Annotated in this window: 13 protein-coding genes; 6 read left to right on the plus strand and 7 right to left on the minus strand. The window is 64.1% G+C overall.

Translation table 11 applies throughout. The features are described 5' to 3' along the window. Position 1: 1 nt before the first annotated feature. Both MB84_RS07040 and hpnC read right to left on the minus strand, forming a co-directional pair. Positions 2-952 carry a DMT family transporter gene (locus MB84_RS07040; protein WP_245725500.1) on the minus strand — a complete coding sequence of 317 codons (951 nt, stop codon included), beginning with the start codon at positions 950-952 and terminating at the stop codon, positions 2-4. Between the two features lie 176 nt (positions 953-1,128). Further along, a complete protein-coding gene (gene hpnC / locus MB84_RS07045) occupies positions 1,129-1,983 on the minus strand; it encodes a squalene synthase HpnC (RefSeq protein ID WP_046291259.1) in 855 nt (284 codons plus the stop codon). Positions 1,984-2,212: 229 nt separating this feature from the next. On the opposite strand from hpnC, the gene hpnD reads away from it, so the two are divergent. The 5 genes from hpnD to MB84_RS07070 all read left to right on the plus strand — a co-directional run bounded on the left by hpnD (position 2,213) and on the right by MB84_RS07070 (position 7,773). Next, positions 2,213-3,061, plus strand: coding sequence for a presqualene diphosphate synthase HpnD (gene hpnD / locus MB84_RS07050; RefSeq protein WP_084009646.1), 849 nt, complete (start codon positions 2,213-2,215; stop codon positions 3,059-3,061). Then, a complete protein-coding gene (gene hpnE / locus MB84_RS07055) occupies positions 3,061-4,305 on the plus strand; it encodes a hydroxysqualene dehydroxylase HpnE (protein ID WP_046291260.1) in 1,245 nt (414 codons plus the stop codon). Before hpnD ends, hpnE begins: the two co-directional genes overlap by 1 nt. Before the next feature lie 197 nt (positions 4,306-4,502). Then, entirely contained in the window at positions 4,503-6,467 is a 1,965-nt protein-coding gene (gene shc / locus MB84_RS07060) for a squalene--hopene cyclase (protein ID WP_046293517.1), read from the plus strand. A gap of 117 nt (positions 6,468-6,584) precedes the next feature. Continuing rightward, positions 6,585-7,280: a phosphorylase gene (locus tag MB84_RS07065; protein WP_046291261.1), complete on the plus strand. Its 696-nt coding sequence runs from the start codon at positions 6,585-6,587 to the stop codon at positions 7,278-7,280. 175 nt (positions 7,281-7,455) lie between these two features. After that, on the plus strand, positions 7,456-7,773 hold the full coding sequence (locus MB84_RS07070; RefSeq protein WP_084009647.1) for an IPT/TIG domain-containing protein: 318 nt from the start codon (positions 7,456-7,458) through the stop codon (positions 7,771-7,773). 97 nt (positions 7,774-7,870) lie between these two features. Here the strand turns inward: MB84_RS07070 and MB84_RS07075 are convergent, their stop codons facing one another. The 5 genes from MB84_RS07075 to MB84_RS07095 form a co-directional block, all read right to left on the minus strand. Beyond that, positions 7,871-9,073, minus strand: a complete 1,203-nt coding sequence (locus MB84_RS07075) for a glycosyltransferase (RefSeq protein WP_052653023.1) — start codon at positions 9,071-9,073, stop codon at positions 7,871-7,873. Continuing rightward, positions 9,070-10,065 carry a hopanoid-associated sugar epimerase gene (gene hpnA, locus MB84_RS07080; RefSeq protein WP_046291264.1) on the minus strand — a complete coding sequence of 332 codons (996 nt, stop codon included), beginning with the start codon at positions 10,063-10,065 and terminating at the stop codon, positions 9,070-9,072. The genes MB84_RS07075 and hpnA overlap by 4 nt, the downstream gene beginning before the upstream one ends. Then, positions 10,066-11,187 (minus strand): adenosyl-hopene transferase HpnH, encoded by a 1,122-nt coding sequence (hpnH, locus tag MB84_RS07085; protein ID WP_046291265.1) that lies wholly within the window; start codon positions 11,185-11,187, stop codon positions 10,066-10,068. It lies immediately after the preceding gene. Between the two features lie 23 nt (positions 11,188-11,210). Next, entirely contained in the window at positions 11,211-12,170 is a 960-nt protein-coding gene (gene ispH / locus MB84_RS07090) for a 4-hydroxy-3-methylbut-2-enyl diphosphate reductase (RefSeq protein ID WP_046291266.1), read from the minus strand. Positions 12,171-12,531: 361 nt separating this feature from the next. After that, on the minus strand, positions 12,532-13,182 hold the full coding sequence (locus tag MB84_RS07095) for an MlaC/ttg2D family ABC transporter substrate-binding protein (RefSeq protein ID WP_046291267.1): 651 nt from the start codon (positions 13,180-13,182) through the stop codon (positions 12,532-12,534). 253 nt (positions 13,183-13,435) lie between these two features. Here MB84_RS07095 and hpnN point away from each other — a divergent pair, with 253 nt between their 5' ends. Continuing rightward, positions 13,436-16,069 (plus strand): hopanoid transporter HpnN, encoded by a 2,634-nt coding sequence (gene hpnN, locus MB84_RS07100; protein ID WP_046291268.1) that lies wholly within the window; start codon positions 13,436-13,438, stop codon positions 16,067-16,069. The last annotated feature ends 63 nt before the right edge of the window (positions 16,070-16,132 follow it).

The following is a 16,132-nucleotide window of genomic DNA, read 5'->3' on the forward strand; positions in this document are numbered from 1 at the left end:
CTCAGGCAGGGTCTTCCGTGCGGCATGGCGTCGCAGCACGCGGCACCGTGCCCAGCGCGATGCCACCGACGATCAGCGCCAGGGCGATCCAGACGTCCAGCCCGAGCGACTCGCGCAGGATGAGTGCAGACGCCAGTGTGCCGACCACGGGCACGCCAAGCAGGCCGAGCGACGTGACGCCCGCCGGTAACTGACGCGTGACCACCCCCGCCAGCCAGTACGCGATGCCGCCGCCGACTACGCCACCATACGTCAGCAAGGCCGAGAAACCGGCCCAGCCGGTCACGCGCGGTGCGCCGTCGACGACGAACGCCAGTGTGCACAGCATGACGCTCGCCAGCAGCAGTTGCCACGGGCTCAGTTCGAACGGGCCGTTGACCCACCGGTGCGCGCGCATATGCACGATGGCGATGGCCCACACGAACGCGGACAGCAGCACGAGGGCGTTGCCGAAGATGGCGTTGTGGTCGTGCCAGTCGAACGCGATGGGGTTGAACATCACCAGCAAGCCGAGCAGGCCGCACGCCAGCCCGAGCAGGCGTCTCGGGGTGAGCGCCTCGCCCAGCCACAGGCGCGCGGCGGGCATCACCCAGAGTGGCGTGGTGTAGGCGAGCACGGCGGAGCGTCCGGCGCTGACGTATTGCAGGCCGAGCGCGACGAGCAGCGAGAACGCCGTCATGTGCAACAGACCGACGCTCAGGATCACCGGCAGATCGCCCCGTCGCGGCAGCACGAGACGGCGGCTCAGTGCGCAGATGACGAACAGCGTCGCCATGCCGATGACGGAGCGAAGCGCGGTGCTCCACCACGGCGAGACGTGGGCGAGGAGTGCCTTGCTGACCGGCCAGTTCACGCCCCAGGTCACGATGACGATAGCGAACAGCATCCCGGCGTGCGAGCGCACCGGCGAACGGTTCGAGGCGAGACGTTGCAGACTGGCAGGCAGGTTCACGTGCCCGGACTCCGTGAGGAATGGACGAGCGTTCTGCGGCCGGACCCTCAACGAGACCTTGGGATCGTCCGGCGGGCAGAACGCGCTATCCCATCACGTTAAGGCACGCGTGCAGGGGAGAGAAGCACCAGCGCCGAGGTATACATTGGTGCCACGGCGCCGAAATGCTTGCGCGCTCAGGCCTTCGGTGGCCTGCCGCTCAGCTTCATGCCGAGGCCGCGCAGGAAGACGCGGATGCCGTCGCCCTTGCCCAGTTGGGGGCGATGACGGAAGACGTCGTAATCCGCGGCTTCGATCATGTCGAGAATGCGCAGGCCGCCACGGACCACGCAGCACAGTTCCAGCCCGAAGCGGCCCGGCACGCGGTTCGCCAGCGGCGCGCCACGCAACATCATCTTGCGGGCGAAGTCGACCTCAAAGCGCATCAGCGCGCGGAAGTTGTCGTCGTACTTGTGTGCGCCGATGTCGGCGTCCGTCACGCCGAAGCGGGCCATGTCGTCCTGCGGCAGATACACGCGCGCCTTGCGCCAGTCGACTTCCACGTCCTGCCAGAAATTGATCAGTTGCAGCGCCGAGCAGATGTCGTCGGAGCAGGCGATGTTTTCCGGCGTGTCGAGCTTGAACAGGGCGAGCATGATGCGACCGACCGGATCGGCCGAACGGCGCGTGTAGTCGCGCAGGTCCGCAAACGTGGCGTAGCGCTTGGTCTCGATGTCCTGATCGAAGGCGGAGAGCAGGTCGGAGAACGGTTGTACCGAGAGACGGTGCTCGGCGATCACCCGGGCGAGGGCGGCGAACAGCGGCATGTCGGGCGACGTCGGCTGTCCGGCGGCGATCTTGTCGAGTTCGGCCTGATAGGCGGCCAGTCCGGCGTGACGCTGCGCGTTGGTGGCGTCGCCCTCGTCGGCGATGTCGTCGGCCGTCCGGGCGAAGTTGTAGATCACGCCTACCGGCGCGCGCATTTCGCGCGGCAGCAGGACACTGGCGACCGGGAAGTTCTCGTAATGCTCGATCTTGGCGTCGGAAGTCATTGGGTGATGCGTGTGAGGCGAGTGTGAAGCGAATGAGGGCCATGCCGCTTTGAAATCCGGTTTCGGAAGCCGAAACCCAGGAGCGGCGCGCAATGCCCCGAGATTCTATGTCATCGCCCCTCATCCTGTCGGGAAAGTCGTGCCAATCCCCGGTATACTTCACCCTTTGCCAGAATTCTCTGGGCTTTCCAGCAGTGTCACCCTGTTCCCCTGTACGACGAGGAGCCTCGTGAGCGTCGCCGAACCGATCGAAATTTCGCCTGAGCAAAGTAGTGCACGCGTGGCGTCGGGCAGCAGTTTTTACGCTGCCATGCGCATTTTGCCGCCCCCGCAACGCGAAGGCATGTTCGAGATCTACGCCTTTTGCCGCGCTGTGGACGATATTGCCGACGACGGCGACGACACGTCGGCGAACCGCATGGCGCGTCTGGCCGCGTGGCGGCGCGATCTGGCCGATCTGTACGCCGGCCGTCCGACACCGTCACTCGCGACCCTTGCCCGCGTCGTCAAGCAATTCGGCCTGAAGCACGAAGACTTCCTCGCCGTCATCGACGGGATGGAAATGGATGCCTGCGGCCCCATCGTCGCCCCCGATCTGCCCACGCTCGACCTGTATTGCGACCGTGTGGCGAGCGCCGTCGGCCGTCTGTCGGTCAAGGTATTCGGCATGCCCGAGCAGGACGGCATCGATCTCTCGTATCACCTCGGCCGTGCGCTCCAGTTGACGAACATTCTGCGCGATATCGACGAAGATGCAGGCATCGGCCGTGTCTATCTGCCGCGCGAAACGCTGGCGGACGCCGGTATCGTCGGTGCGACGCCCGACATGGTCGTCGCCGCCCGTCTAGATAAGGCGTGTGCGCCGCTCGTGGCGCAGGCGCGCGAGCATTACGCCCGTGCCCGCACGATCATGGCGTGCCATCCGCGACGTGTCGTGGTGGCGCCGGCCGTCATGGCGAAGGCGTACGGCGCGATTCTCGACAAACTCATTGCACGCGGCTTCGCCGTGCCCCGCGAGCGAGTGCGTGTGCCGCGCTGGCGACTCATTCTGATGCTCGTGCGGCAGATGGTTTTCTGATGCCGGGTACCGTTCACGTGATTGGCGCTGGCCTGGCTGGGCTGGCCGCCGCGGTCCGGCTCGCCACGCGCGGCGTCGCCGTGGTGCTGCATGAAGCGGCACCGCAGGCGGGCGGACGCTGCCGCTCGTACTTCGACAAGCAACTGAACGCCGTCATCGACAACGGCAACCATCTGGTGCTCTCGGGCAATACGACGATGCGCGAGTTCACGCGCACCATCGGCTCCGAGCACACGCTGACCGGCCCGGATCGCGCCGAGTTCGCATTCGTCGATCTCGAAAGCGATGAACGCTGGACGGTGCGGCTCTCCGAAGGGCGGCTGCCGTGGTGGATCTTCGACAAGCACGCCCGCGTGCCCGGTACGAAGTGGTCGGACTACCTGTCGCTCGCGCCGCTGCTGCGCGCAGGACCGGACGCCACCATGACCGACGCCATGCGTTGTCCGCCGATGCTGTACAAGCGCCTGATTCATCCGCTGTTCCTTGCCGTGCTCAATGCCGATCCGGCGGAAGGCTCCGCGCAGATGGCGGGGGCGGTTATTCGTGAAACGCTGGTCCCGGGTGGCAAAGCTTGCCATCCGCTGATCGCGAGCGAAGGGCTGGATGTGACGTTCGTGACGCCTGCGCTGGCCTATCTGGAAGCCAAGGGGGCGCGCGTGATGATGCAGCACCGTGTGCGCGAATTGCACTTCGCCGCCGACGGTAGCCGCGTCGAAGCCATCGATTTCGGGGACGGGCCTGAGCCGCTGGCCGTCGACGATGCCGTGGTGCTGGCGGTACCGCCGAACGTGGCGGCGTCGCTGGTGCCGTCGCTGACGACGCCGGACGAATATCGTGCCATCGTCAATGCGCACTACCAGGTGCCGCCGCCGCCGGGCTGCCCGCCGATGATCGGCGTGGTGAATGGCGTGAGCGACTGGATCTTCGCGTTCGATGGCCGTCTGTCGGTCACGATCAGCGGCGCAGACCATCTGCTCGACGAGTCGCGCGAATCGCTCGCGCTTCGCATCTGGGAAGAGGTCGCCCGCGCTTGCAAGATTCCGTCCACGCCGATGCCGGTGTGGCAACTGGTGCGCGAGAAGCGCGCCACGTTTGCGGCGACGCCTGCACAGGACAAGCGTCGTCCGGGGGCGAAGACGCGCTGGCAAAACCTCGTCCTCGCCGGGGATTGGACGGCGACCGGACTGCCCGCGACCATCGAAGGTGCGCTGCGCAGTGGGAATCGGGCTGCCGATCTGGTTTGACGGCCGAGCGCGGCGGCCATTGCAACTGTAAATGTTTAACCGGCGCTTAACGCGCGCCGCTCTATCGCCTTTGAATAGGCAAGAACGCCATGGATACGATACGCGATGCTTCCGAAAAGGAAGCGCGACGCACGGCCACTGCCACGGCCGTGGACCTCAAACTGCACACCGAACTCGCTCAAAAGGTGAGTACGGCAATGGCGACGCAGACGCTGGAAACCGGTATCGACCGCTCGATCACGGCGCTGCTCGATCTGCAGCAGGACGACGGTCACTGGCTGTTCGAACTGGAAGCCGATGCGACGATTCCGGCCGAGTACGTGCTGCTGCGTCACCATCTGGGCGAGAAGATCGACGCCGACCTCGAAGCGAAGGTCGCCGCGTATCTGCGTCGCATTCAGGGCGAGCACGGCGGCTGGCCGCTGTTCCACAACGGCAAGTTCGACATGAGCGCGAGCGTGAAGGCGTATTTCGCGCTAAAGATGATCGGCGAGCCGATCGATGCGCCGCATATGGTGCGTGCGCGCGAAGCCATCGTCTCGCGTGGCGGCGCGCAGAATTCGAACGTCTTCACGCGCATTTTGCTGGCGCTCTACGGCGTGCTCGAATGGAAGGCGGTGCCGATGATGCCCGTCGAAATCATGCTGCTGCCGCAGTGGTTCCCGTTCCATCTGTCGAAGGTCTCCTACTGGGCGCGCACGGTGATCGTGCCGTTGCTCGTGTTGCAGGCCAAGCGTCCGCTCGCGCGCAATCCGAAGGGCGTGACCATCGACGAATTGTTCATCGGCAGCCCTAAGGATGTCGGTCCGCCCAAGCGCGCGCCGCACCAGAGCCGCTTCTGGTTCACGTTCTTCTCGGGTGTCGATCACGTGCTGCGCGCGCTCGATCCGTTCTTCCCGAAGAAACTGCGCGAGAAATCGGTCAAGCGCGCGGTCGAGTTCGTGGAAGAGCGTCTGAACGGTGAAGACGGCCTGGGCGCGATTTATCCGGCGATGGCCAACGCCGTCATGATGTACGACGTACTCGGTTATCCGGAAGATCATCCGAGTCGCGCGATTGCCCGCAAGTCGGTCGAGAAGCTGGTGACGCCGGCCGATCACGAAACGTACGTACAGCCGTGCCTGTCGCCGGTGTGGGACACCGCGCTGTCCGCCCATGCGCTGTTGGAAACCGGCGAGAAGCGCGCCATCGAACTGGCGGGCAAGGGGCTGGAATGGCTCGTCCCGTTGCAGATTCTCGACGTGCGCGGCGACTGGATCTCGCGGCGTCCGAACGTGCGTCCGGGCGGCTGGGCCTTCCAGTTCGCAAACCCTCACTATCCCGATGTGGACGACACGGCCGTGGTCGCGATGGCGATGGACCGTTACGAGAAGCTTGCCGGTACCTTCGAGAACGACAAGGTCGATGCGAGCACGCGTCCGATGCGTCATGCGATCGATCGCGGCACGGAGTGGGTCATCGGCATGCAGAGCAGCAACGGCGGCTGGGGCGCATTCGAGCCGGAAAACACGCATCTGTACCTGAACAACATTCCGTTCTCGGATCACGGTGCGCTGCTCGACCCGCCAACGGTGGACGTCTCCGCCCGCTGTCTGTCGATGCTCGCGCAGTTGCCGCAGACGCCTGAGCGCCGTGCGTCTGCCGATCTGGCGCTGAAGTACATTCTGGACGATCAGGAAGCCGACGGTAGCTGGTATGGCCGTTGGGGCATGAATTTCGTGTACGGCACGTGGTCCGCGATGTGCGGCCTGGCGGCGGCGGGCATTCTGCCGGAGCATCCGGCGATGGCCCGTGCCGCGCAGTGGCTCCTCTCGATCCAGAACGCCGACGGCGGCTGGGGCGAGGACGGCGACAGCTACAAGCTCGAATACAAGGGCTATGAAGCCGCACCGAGTACGTCGTCGCAAACGGCCTGGGCGCTGCTCGGTCTGATGGCGGCGGGCAAGGCCGACCATCCGGCGGTCAAGCGCGGCGTCGATTACCTGCTGAACACGCAGAACGACGAAGGTCTGTGGGACGAAGAACTCTACACGGCGACGGGCTTCCCGCGCGTGTTCTATCTCCGCTACCACGGCTACCGCAAGTTCTTCCCGCTGTGGGCGCTTGCGCGTTATCGCAATCTCACGGTGCGTAACGATTGCCCGGTGCCTTGCGGGATGTAAGACCGACGCACGTCGCCTGCATCAGGTATTCGTCGCCCCGGCATCGACCGTTTTCGCGTTGATCGTCGGGGCGATTTGTTTTGTTGCGATCCCTATCTCTATTCCATAAGGAAGTGCATGAGCCAGCCCATCATCGTCGTGACCGGTATGCCGTTCGAAGCCCGCATCGCCCGAGGCGATGGCGTGCATGTCGTCTGTGCGCAGAACGATACGCTGACGGCGAAGCTGGAGGCGGCGATTGCGCATGAAGGGGCGCGTGGTCTGGTGAGCTTCGGGACGGCGGGTGGTTTGATCCCGGGCCTGAAGCCGGGGCAGTGGATCATCGCGCACAAGGTGCTGGACATGCCGGAGCAGGCGCGTGAGTACGTCACGTCCATCGCTTGGGCGGAGGCATTGCGTCGCGCGATGCCCGGCGCGTTGCGCGCCGATGTGGCGGGCGTGACGGCCCCTGTGGTGAGCGCTGACGACAAGGCAGCGTTGTTCCGCGAGAGTGGGGCGGCAGCGGCGGACATGGAGTCGCATATTGTCGCGCGGGTCGCGCAGGCGCACGGGCTGCCGTTCGTGGTGGCGCGCGTGGTGATCGATCCTGCCGAGCGTTCGTTGCCTCCGGCGGCGCTCGCGGGTATGCGGCCCGATGGGGCCGTTAATTTACTTGGGGTGCTGGGATCGCTCGCGAAAAACCCGCTGCAACTACCGGCGTTGCTTCGCGTGGGGAAGGACGCCGGACGTGCGAAGGATGCGATGCGCTACGGACGCCAGATCATCTCGCTGCGACTCGGGGAAGGGTTTGGGGCTGTGGTGGCTGGGATTTGATGGTCTTATGAGGCGCTGCGCTGACTCACGGGCTTGTCGTCTTCCTTGCGATCTTGATGACAACCACTCGCTGGCAAATGGAAAACCTGTCAACGTTGACAGGTGCGCAAACGCGATCAAATGCCTAGATTGGACTTAGTCTCCTATTGCGGAGGCATGTCCGAAGGAGTCAATCATGGCAAGCATTCAAGGCGTCAGTCCCGTCCAGATATCCAGTCTCGATAACGCTAATATTTCGATTGTTGGAGAGGGATTTACAACAGCCGTGGCAGTCTATTTCGTGGATCCGTCGACATCGGCGAAAGTCTTCGCGCGTAGCTTCACCATCGTCAGCGATAAACAGATCAATACGGTCGTTCCATCGATCTCTACCGGCCAGATCAGAGTGCACGTCGTCACCGGTGGAACGGACGCCACCGTGCCGGCCGAAGCCAAGCAAGGATTCGGAATTGGTAACACGATCTTCTACAGCGACCGCGTACAACTCGCATAGCCAATTGAGATTTCAACGCTTTCGCATCTGCCGCAAGCATTAAAAACCCCACAAGTGCAAACACCTTGTGGGGTTTTGAATTTGTCGAGCGGAGAACTCAAACGTCCGATGACTGCTGCCCTTTCGCCTGCGCGCGCCCCTTCCACATGCCGCCTCGTCCGCGCCAGTGTTGCAGCGCCGAGTCGAACGTGAAGACGGTATACAGCGCGGCGACCAGGGGCAGCATCGGGCCGAAGCTCGACGGCTGACGGTAGAAGCGCAGCATCGGCAGGTAGGAAATCGTCATCGCGATCCACGCGAAGAGCCCCAGCCATTGGCCAATGCCAGAACCGAAGATCGTCATGACCGGCGGTACGATGAACGTCAGCAGCAACGACACGATCGTGCCTGCCAGTAGCACCGGCGAGTACTGCAACTGCGCGTAAGCCGTGCGTGACACCATCTTGCGAATCTCGCCCAGGTTGTCATAAGGCCGCACGCTCACGGCGCGCTCCGTCAGTCCCAGCCAGATCGGACCCTGCTTCTTGAGCATCCTCCCCATCGCGCAGTCGTCGATGATCTCGTCGCGAATCGCTTCGATGCCACCACCGGCTTCGAGCGACGGCCGATGGATCAGCATGCAGCCACCGGCGGCGGCTGCAATCTTCTTCTTCGGGTCATTGACCCAGGCGAACGGATAAAGCATCTGGAAGAACAGTACGAACGCCGGAATCAGCGTGCGCTCGAACCAGGCCGTGCAACGCAGCTTCGCCATGAGCGAGACGAGCACCCGATTGTCGCCCGTCGCGCGCGTCACGAGACGGCGCACATTGTCGGGTGAATGCGCGATGTCGGCGTCGGTGTGCAGCAGGTATTCGGGGCGGATGCCATCGTCGTTGGTGGCAGGATCGCTCGCGAATGCCACGCCCTGACGCACAGCCCACATCTTGCCGGTCCAGCCACCGGGCAGTGGTTGACCCGAGAGAACATCCACGCGACGCGTCAAGCCATCGGCTGCGGCGCGCGCAGCGGCCTCGCGCGCGAGATCTGCCGTGCCATCGGTGCTTTGATCGTCCACGACGACGATGCGCAGACGCCCGGCATAGTCCTGTCGACACAGCGACTCGACCACCTGACCGATCGATTCGGCCTCGTTGCGCGCCGGGATGACGACGGCAACGGCAGGCCACACGGCCGGGGCGGGCAGACGGTCTTCGTTCAGATCGTCGCGCTCACGTGCACGCCAGAAATCGCCTTGCGAGATCAGCAGGTAGATCCAGATGGCCAGCGACAACGCGGCGATCCAGGCCAAAACAGTCATGAGAGATATCCGGCAGAACCAAACCAGGCAAGCGCGTCGCGCAGGCCTTCGGGATAGGCACGGGCGGTGTAGCCCAGCTCGCGTCTGGCCTTCTCCGAAGAGAAGAACATGTGATAACGCGACATCTTCAGGCCGTCGACCGTGACGAACGGCTCTTTGCCCGTGAAGCGTGCCACCCCTTGGGCCGCCATCGCGAGCGGGTAGAGCGGCCAGCGCGGCAGGGCGATCTTCGGTGCCTTGCGCCCGACCATGCCAGCGATGCTTGCCAGCATGTCGCGCAGCAGCACGTCGTCGCCACCGAGGATGTAGCGCTCGCCGATACGCCCGCGTTCGAGCGCGAGCAAATGGCCTTCGGCGCAGTCGTCCACGTGCACGAGATTGAGCCCGGTATCGACGAACGCAGGAATTTTGCCCTGCGCGGCTTCGACGATGATGCGCCCGGTGGGCGTGGGCTTGATGTCGCGCGGCCCGATGGGCGTGGACGGATTGACGATCACGGCGGGCAGGCCGTCGTTCGCAATCATGCGCTCGACCAGACGTTCGGCCGCGACCTTGCTGCGCTTGTACACGCCGATGGTCGTGGCTTCTTCGTTCGGGGAGGTTTCGTCGACGGGGCCTGCGGCGTCGTGCACACGCAGCGTCGCGACACTGCTGGTGTACACCACGCGTTCGACGCCTGCACGCAGCGCGGCTTCCATCACCGTGCGCGTGCCGTCGATATTGGCCCGCATGATGTCGTTGGGATCTTTCGCCCAGAGGCGGTAGTCGGCGGCCACGTGGAGCAGGGCGTCCACGCCGGTCAGCGCGCGCTGCATCGATGCCGCGTCGCGCATATCGCCTTCCACGACCTCGACAGGCAGGTCGGCGAGGTTCGCCCGGGGGCTGGTGCCGCGCACCAGCAGGCGAACCTCATGACCGCGCGCGAGCGCCGTACGTGCTACCGCAGAACCGACGAACCCGGAGGCGCCGGTGACCAGCACTCGCGACGGCATTTACGCCTTGGCCCGGCGCAGTTCGTCGAGCTTGATCTCGACGTGCTTCGAGAACACGAACTCGGCCGGACGCTGCTTGGCGAACGAGATGTCGTCCGCCATCTTGCCTTCGGTACGTACGCCCTTGAGCGCCACACCCAAAGCACGCAACGGGTGCGAGATGGTTTCGTTCACGGCCGTGGCTTCGAAGCCGCTGTGCACCATGCAGTCTGCGCACTTTTCGTAGTTGCCCACACCGTACTTGTCCCAGTCGGTGGTGTTCATCAGTTCCGTGTACGTCTTGGCATAGCCTTCGCCGAGCAAGTAGCACGGACGCTGCCAGCCGAACACCGTGCGCGTCGGGTTGCCCCACGGCGTGCAGTGGTACGAACGGTTACCCGCGAGGAAGTCCAGGAACAGGCTCGACTGGCTGAACGTCCAGTTCTTGCCGCCGTTGCCGCGCTTGAGAATGTCGCGGAACAGTTGCTTGGTCTTCGAACGGTTCAGGAAGTGCTGCTGGTCCGGAGCGCGCTCGTAAGCGTAGCCCGGCGACACGGTGATGCCGTCGAGACCCAGGTCCTTCGTCGAATCGAAGAACTTGGCGACCTTCTCCGGATCGGCGTTGTTGAACAGCGTGCAGTTGATGTTCACACGGAAGCCGCGCGACTTGGCCAGCTTGATGGCGGCCACGGCGCGGTCGTACACACCTTCCTGCGACACGGCCGCATCGTGCATTTCACGGTCGCCGTCGAGGTGGATCGACCACACGAAGAACGGGCTAGGCTCGTAGTCGTCGATCTTCTTTTCGAGCAGCAGGGCGTTCGTGCACAGATACACGAACTTCTTGCGCGCGATGATGCCCTTGACGATTTCCGGCATTTCCTTGTGCAGCAGCGGCTCGCCGCCAGCGATCGAGACGACCGGTGCGCCGCACTCGTCCACGGCGTCGAGCGAGTCCTTGAGCGAGACGCGCTGGTTCAGGATGGGATCCGGATAGTCGATCTTGCCGCAGCCGGAGCAGGCCAGGTTGCAGCGAAAGAGCGGTTCGAGCATCAGCACCAGCGGGTAGCGCTTGACGCCCTTAAAGCGTTGCTTCATCAGATAGGCGCCAACATACGCCTGTTGCAGGAAGGGGATGGCCAAGTTCGGCTCCTGTTCGTATAGCGTTAGCCAGCGACCGCGTGGCGTGCGGCGACCGGCTCGTCTTTGGTCAATTCCGACGGCAAGCGGAACTGGATGGTTTCCTCGATGCCGTCCATGAGAGTCACTTCGACCGTGTCGATGCGACGCAGCGCATCGATCACGTCTTCGACCATGCGCTCGGGCGCGGACGCCCCTGCGGTAATGCCGATGCGGGCTTTGCCGCGCACCCATTCCGGATTTACCTCGGAGCCGTCGGCCACGAGATAGCTCGGCAGCCCCATTTCGGAGCCGATTTCGCGCAGGCGGTTCGAGTTCGAGCTATTCGTCGCCCCGACCACGAGCAGTACGTCCACACGCTCGCACAGCTCGCGCACGGCGGTCTGGCGATTCTGCGTGGCGTAGCAGATGTCTTTGGTGTTCGGGCCGACGATATTGGTAAAGCGACGTTGCAGCGCAGCAATGATACCGCGAGTCTCGTCGACCGACAGCGTGGTCTGCGTGACGTACGACACCGGCGTGTCGATGGCGAGCGGCAGGGCGTCGACATCGGCCTCGGTCTGCACGAGGTGAACCGGACCGTCGATCTGACCCATCGTCCCCTCGACTTCCGGGTGTCCGGCGTGGCCGATCAGAATGACCTCACGGCCGGCAGACACATAGTTCTTGCCTTGAATGTGCACCTTGGTGACGAGCGGGCAGGTCGCATTGAGCACCTTCAGACCGCGAAGCTCCGCTTCCTGCTCGACGACGCGTGCGACGCCATGAGCGCTGAAAATGGTGACAGCGCCCGCCGGGGCTTCGGACAATTCGGCGATAAAGCGTGCACCCTTCGCCTTGAGCGAATCGACCACATGTTTGTTATGGACGATCTCATGGCGAACGTAGACCGGCGCGCCGTATTTTTCCAGCGCACGCTCTACGATCTCGATGGCACGTATGACACCCGCACAAAACCCGCGGGGTTGGGCAAGCAAGACTTGCATTCAGCTCTCCGGCTCAGGTCGGCCGGGATGGCGGTTTCTATCGGGTTTCCATGCGCCTCGGATCAAGGCTCTGTGGAGGGTACGAGGCCAGTTTCGATGGCAAATCGTACGCACCCGCGGGGGGGACCGCCGTCCGGTCGTTTGACAAGCGACGATTGTAACCGCCGCCGCCAAATATTGCTGACGAGCCCCGGTAGGAGAGCGTCGGCGAGTGTTGCATAAATGTTGACGAATCGGCGCCTATCTGGATGGGTTCTGCGCCGATCCTGCCGCCATTGCCCGGAAACAACGGAAAACGGTATTTCAATGCCCCTGCCCGCAGGTTGAAGGCCTCCGAGTGGTCCTGCTTAAGTTGTTGATTTTATTTGCCGAAACGCTCGTTCTTCTCGCGCAGGTAGGCGATCAGGCTGTCGATGCCGCCCTGGGCGATGCGCGCCTTGAATTGCGGCTGATACAACTGGATGAGCCAGGCGTTGGCCACGTTCTCGCCCATCATGTTGATGTCGTAGATCTTCCAGCCCTTGTCGGTCTTCGTGAGACGGTAAGCGACCGACAGGTTGTCGCCCGTGCCGCTGACGGTCGCACCGACCACCACGTCGCTGCTGTTCGCGGTGAGTTTCGCCGGATCGAACTTGAACGTCAGGTCGTTGCCGCGGACTTGTGAGAGTTGCAGCGCAAAGGTGTTCACGAGCAGTTGCTGGAACTGTTCGAAGACCTGCTGTTGCTGGGCGGGCGTGGCGGCGTCGAAGGCCTTGGGGCCGACGGCAAAGCGCGTGGTGCGCAGGAAGTCGGCATACGGCAGGAAGTCGCGGGCGACGACGCGCGCGGTGGCGGTGACATCGCCGGTCTTGGCCGCCGGATCGGCCTTCACGCCTTTGACGACCGTCTCGACGGCCGTCTTCACCATGTCGTTCGGATTGGCGCTTGCCTGCGCCCAGGCGCTCGATACGGTCGCTACGCTGCCGATACCGCTCAGTGCGACGGCAGCCACCGTCATCAGGAATTTATTCATGCCAGCTTGTCTGAATAGGTTGGATTCGGGGTAGGCCGTAGTGTAGTGCACGTGACGCACACCCGGCCCCTGTATACTGCTGCGATTTTGTAAATTCACTGTTCACTGCGCATTCTCCGGGCTGATCGACGGACTTTCTCCACGATTGGTTCCTGATTCCCGCCAATGTTTAACCTTTCGTTACGTGTTGGGGCGGCGGGGGCCATGCGTCGGACGTCGCAGTGAGACTTCCACTTTCTTCCGGAACCGCTTCATGCTGACTTCGCTCGTCGTGCGCATCGTCCGTTTTTCGGCGAAGCACGCGTACCCGGTCATCTTCGCTTCGCTGCTGCTGGTGGTCGCCAGTTGCGTGTACGTCGCCAGGCATTTCGCGATCAACACCGACGTCTCCAGCCTGATCGATCTGAATACGCCGGCCGCCGAACGCGGTCGTGAAATCGACCGTGCGTTTCCGCAGAAGACCGACCTGACGCTGGCCGTCGTACAGGCACCCGCCGCCGAGTTCGCCGACAAGGCGGCGGCCGAGCTGGCGGCCAAGCTGGAAAGCGAGACGGACGTGTTCCGCGCGGTAAGTCGTCCCGGTGCAGGCGAATTCTTCGCGCACAACGCGTTGCTGTTCGCGTCGACGGACGACGTCAAGTCGCTCACGGGCAAGCTCGAAGACGCCAAACCGTTGCTCAACCGTCTTGCGCAGGACCCGAGCCTCGCCGGTCTGTCGAATCTGCTTTCGGTGACGTTGCAGACGCCGTTGCTGACCGGTCAGGTGAAGCTCTCCGATATGTCGCGCCTGTTGGGCAACGCAGCAAACGCCTCCGAGGCCGTGCTCGCCAATCGTCCGGCCGCCATGTCGTGGCGCGCGCTGGTCGCGCCCGATACCGTCGCACGCAGCTACGTGCAGGTGCAGCCGGTGCTGGATTACGGCGCGCTCGAAGCGGGCGCCAACGCGGCCACGCGCATTCGCGACGCGGTCGCCGACCTGAAGCTTGCACAGCGCTACGGCGCGACGGTGCGCCTCACCGGCCCGCGTCCACTGTCGGACGAGGAGTTCGCGTCGGTGCGCGAGGACGCCGGGCCGAACGCCGTCATTACGCTGCTCGCCGTCCTCGTGGTGCTATGGCTCGCCGTGCGCTCGGGCAAGATGATTCTCGCGGTCTTCATCACGTTGCTCGCAGGGCTGGCCGTCACGTTCGCGCTCGGTCTGATGATGGTCGGCGCGCTCAACATGATTTCCGTGGCGTTCGCCGTGCTGTTCGTCGGTATCGGTGTGGACTTCGGCATTCAGTTCGGGGTGCGCTATCGGGAAGAGCGCCATCGTCTGGAGCACGACGCAGGCAAGTCGGGCGACGAAGTACTGCGCGGCGCGCTGGCGGGCGCGGGCAAGCAGATTGCGATGCCGCTCACGCTGGCCGCAGCGGCCACGGCGGCGAGCTTCTTCTCGTTCCTGCCCACGGACTATCGCGGCGTGTCCGAATTGGGTCTGATCGCGGGTGTCGGCATTCTGTGCGTAGCGTTCCCGTCGGCAATTACGTTGCTCCCGGCGCTCATCAGCGTGTTCAAGCCGAAGGGCGAGCCGAGCCCCCCCGGGTTCCGCAGTCTCGGGCCCGTCGACGATTTCACCGAGAAGCATCGCAAGCCGTTGCTTTACGGCACGCTCGCGCTGGTCGTCGCCGGGCTGCCGTTGCTCGCGCACCTGCATTTCGACTTCAATCCGCTGCATCTGAAAGACCCGCATACGGAGTCGATGGCGACGCTCATCGATCTGTCGAATTCGCCGGAAGCGGGGGTCAACGATGTGCAATTGCTCGCACCGAATCTGGCGGATGCCGACGCCGAAGCCGCGAAGCTGCGCGCTGTGCCGGAGATCGGCCGTGTGGTGACGCTCACCACATTCCTGCCGTCCGACCAACCAGCCAAGCTGGCGATGATCGGCACGGCGGCGAAGTCGCTGCTGCCGGTGCTCACGCAAACGCCGCTGGCCGCGGCGCCGGATGCAACGCGCGTCTCGGCGCTCAAGACCGCCGCAGGCCAGTTGGAAGACGCCGCGCTCGATTACCCGGGCGAGGGCGCGAAGGAAGCGCAGCGCCTGGCGGCGGCGATGCGCAAGCTGGCGGCGGCCGATCCGGCCACGCGCGACCGAGCAGAGCGCGCCATCGCCGACCCCCTGAAGCTGGCGCTCGGTCAGTTGCGCGACGCCTTGCAGCCGCATGCGGTGACGCGCGAATCGTTGCCGAAGGACATCGCGTCGCAGTGGGTGGCCGCTGACGGGCGCGCCCTCGTCAACATCTCGCCGCGCGTGGAAAAGGGCGCGGACCCGAGCGACGACGTAATGCTGCGCAAATTCACCGAGGCCGTGCTGCGCACGACGCCGGACGCCGTCGGCGGTCCGATCTCGATTCTGCGCTCCGCCGACACGATCATTCGCGCGTTCATCGAGGCAGGCGCGTGGGCATTGTTGTCGATCACGATTCTGCTCTGGCTGGCGTTGCGCAACTTCGGCGACGTGTTGCGCACGCTGGTCCCGCTGCTGGTCTCTGCGGCCGTGACGCTTGAAGTGACGGTGCTGATCGGCTTGCCGCTGAACTTCGCGAACATCATCGCGCTGCCGTTGCTGCTGGGCGTGGGGGTGGCGTTCAAGATCTACTACGTAATCGCATGGCGTCACGGGCAGTACCGCTTGTTGGCGTCCGGTCTCACGCAGGCGATCGTGCTGTCGGCGGCGACTACAGGCATTGCGTTCGGCAGCCTCTGGCTGTCGCATCACCCGGGCACATCGAGCATGGGCAAGCTGCTGGCGCTGTCGCTGGTGTGCACGCTCATCGGCGCGGTGTTCTTCCAGCCGGTGCTGATGGGCAAGCCGCGCGGGAAAGTCGTGTCACCGAAGTCGTAGCGACTGAAGGGCAGGGGGACGTCATGACATCGGGCGCATCGTTGATGCGCCCGATGTCGTTGA

This window comes from Pandoraea oxalativorans, from assembly GCF_000972785.3.
Taxonomy (GTDB): domain Bacteria; phylum Pseudomonadota; class Gammaproteobacteria; order Burkholderiales; family Burkholderiaceae; genus Pandoraea; species Pandoraea oxalativorans.

Coding starts and splice junctions, on each gene's coding strand:
- MB84_RS07065 (WP_046291261.1), top strand. CDS start 6,585: ATGAGCCAGCCCATCATCGTCGTGACCGGTATGCCGTTCGAAGCCCGC.
- hpnA (WP_046291264.1), bottom strand. CDS start 10,065: ATGCCGTCGCGAGTGCTGGTCACCGGCGCCTCCGGGTTCGTCGGTTCT.
- MB84_RS07095 (WP_046291267.1), bottom strand. CDS start 13,182: ATGAATAAATTCCTGATGACGGTGGCTGCCGTCGCACTGAGCGGTATC.
- ispH (WP_046291266.1), bottom strand. CDS start 12,170: ATGCAAGTCTTGCTTGCCCAACCCCGCGGGTTTTGTGCGGGTGTCATA.
- shc (WP_046293517.1), top strand. CDS start 4,503: ATGGCGACGCAGACGCTGGAAACCGGTATCGACCGCTCGATCACGGCG.
- MB84_RS07070 (WP_084009647.1), top strand. CDS start 7,456: ATGGCAAGCATTCAAGGCGTCAGTCCCGTCCAGATATCCAGTCTCGAT.
- MB84_RS07075 (WP_052653023.1), bottom strand. CDS start 9,073: ATGACTGTTTTGGCCTGGATCGCCGCGTTGTCGCTGGCCATCTGGATC.
- hpnN (WP_046291268.1), top strand. CDS start 13,436: ATGCTGACTTCGCTCGTCGTGCGCATCGTCCGTTTTTCGGCGAAGCAC.
- hpnE (WP_046291260.1), top strand. CDS start 3,061: ATGCCGGGTACCGTTCACGTGATTGGCGCTGGCCTGGCTGGGCTGGCC.
- hpnC (WP_046291259.1), bottom strand. CDS start 1,983: ATGACTTCCGACGCCAAGATCGAGCATTACGAGAACTTCCCGGTCGCC.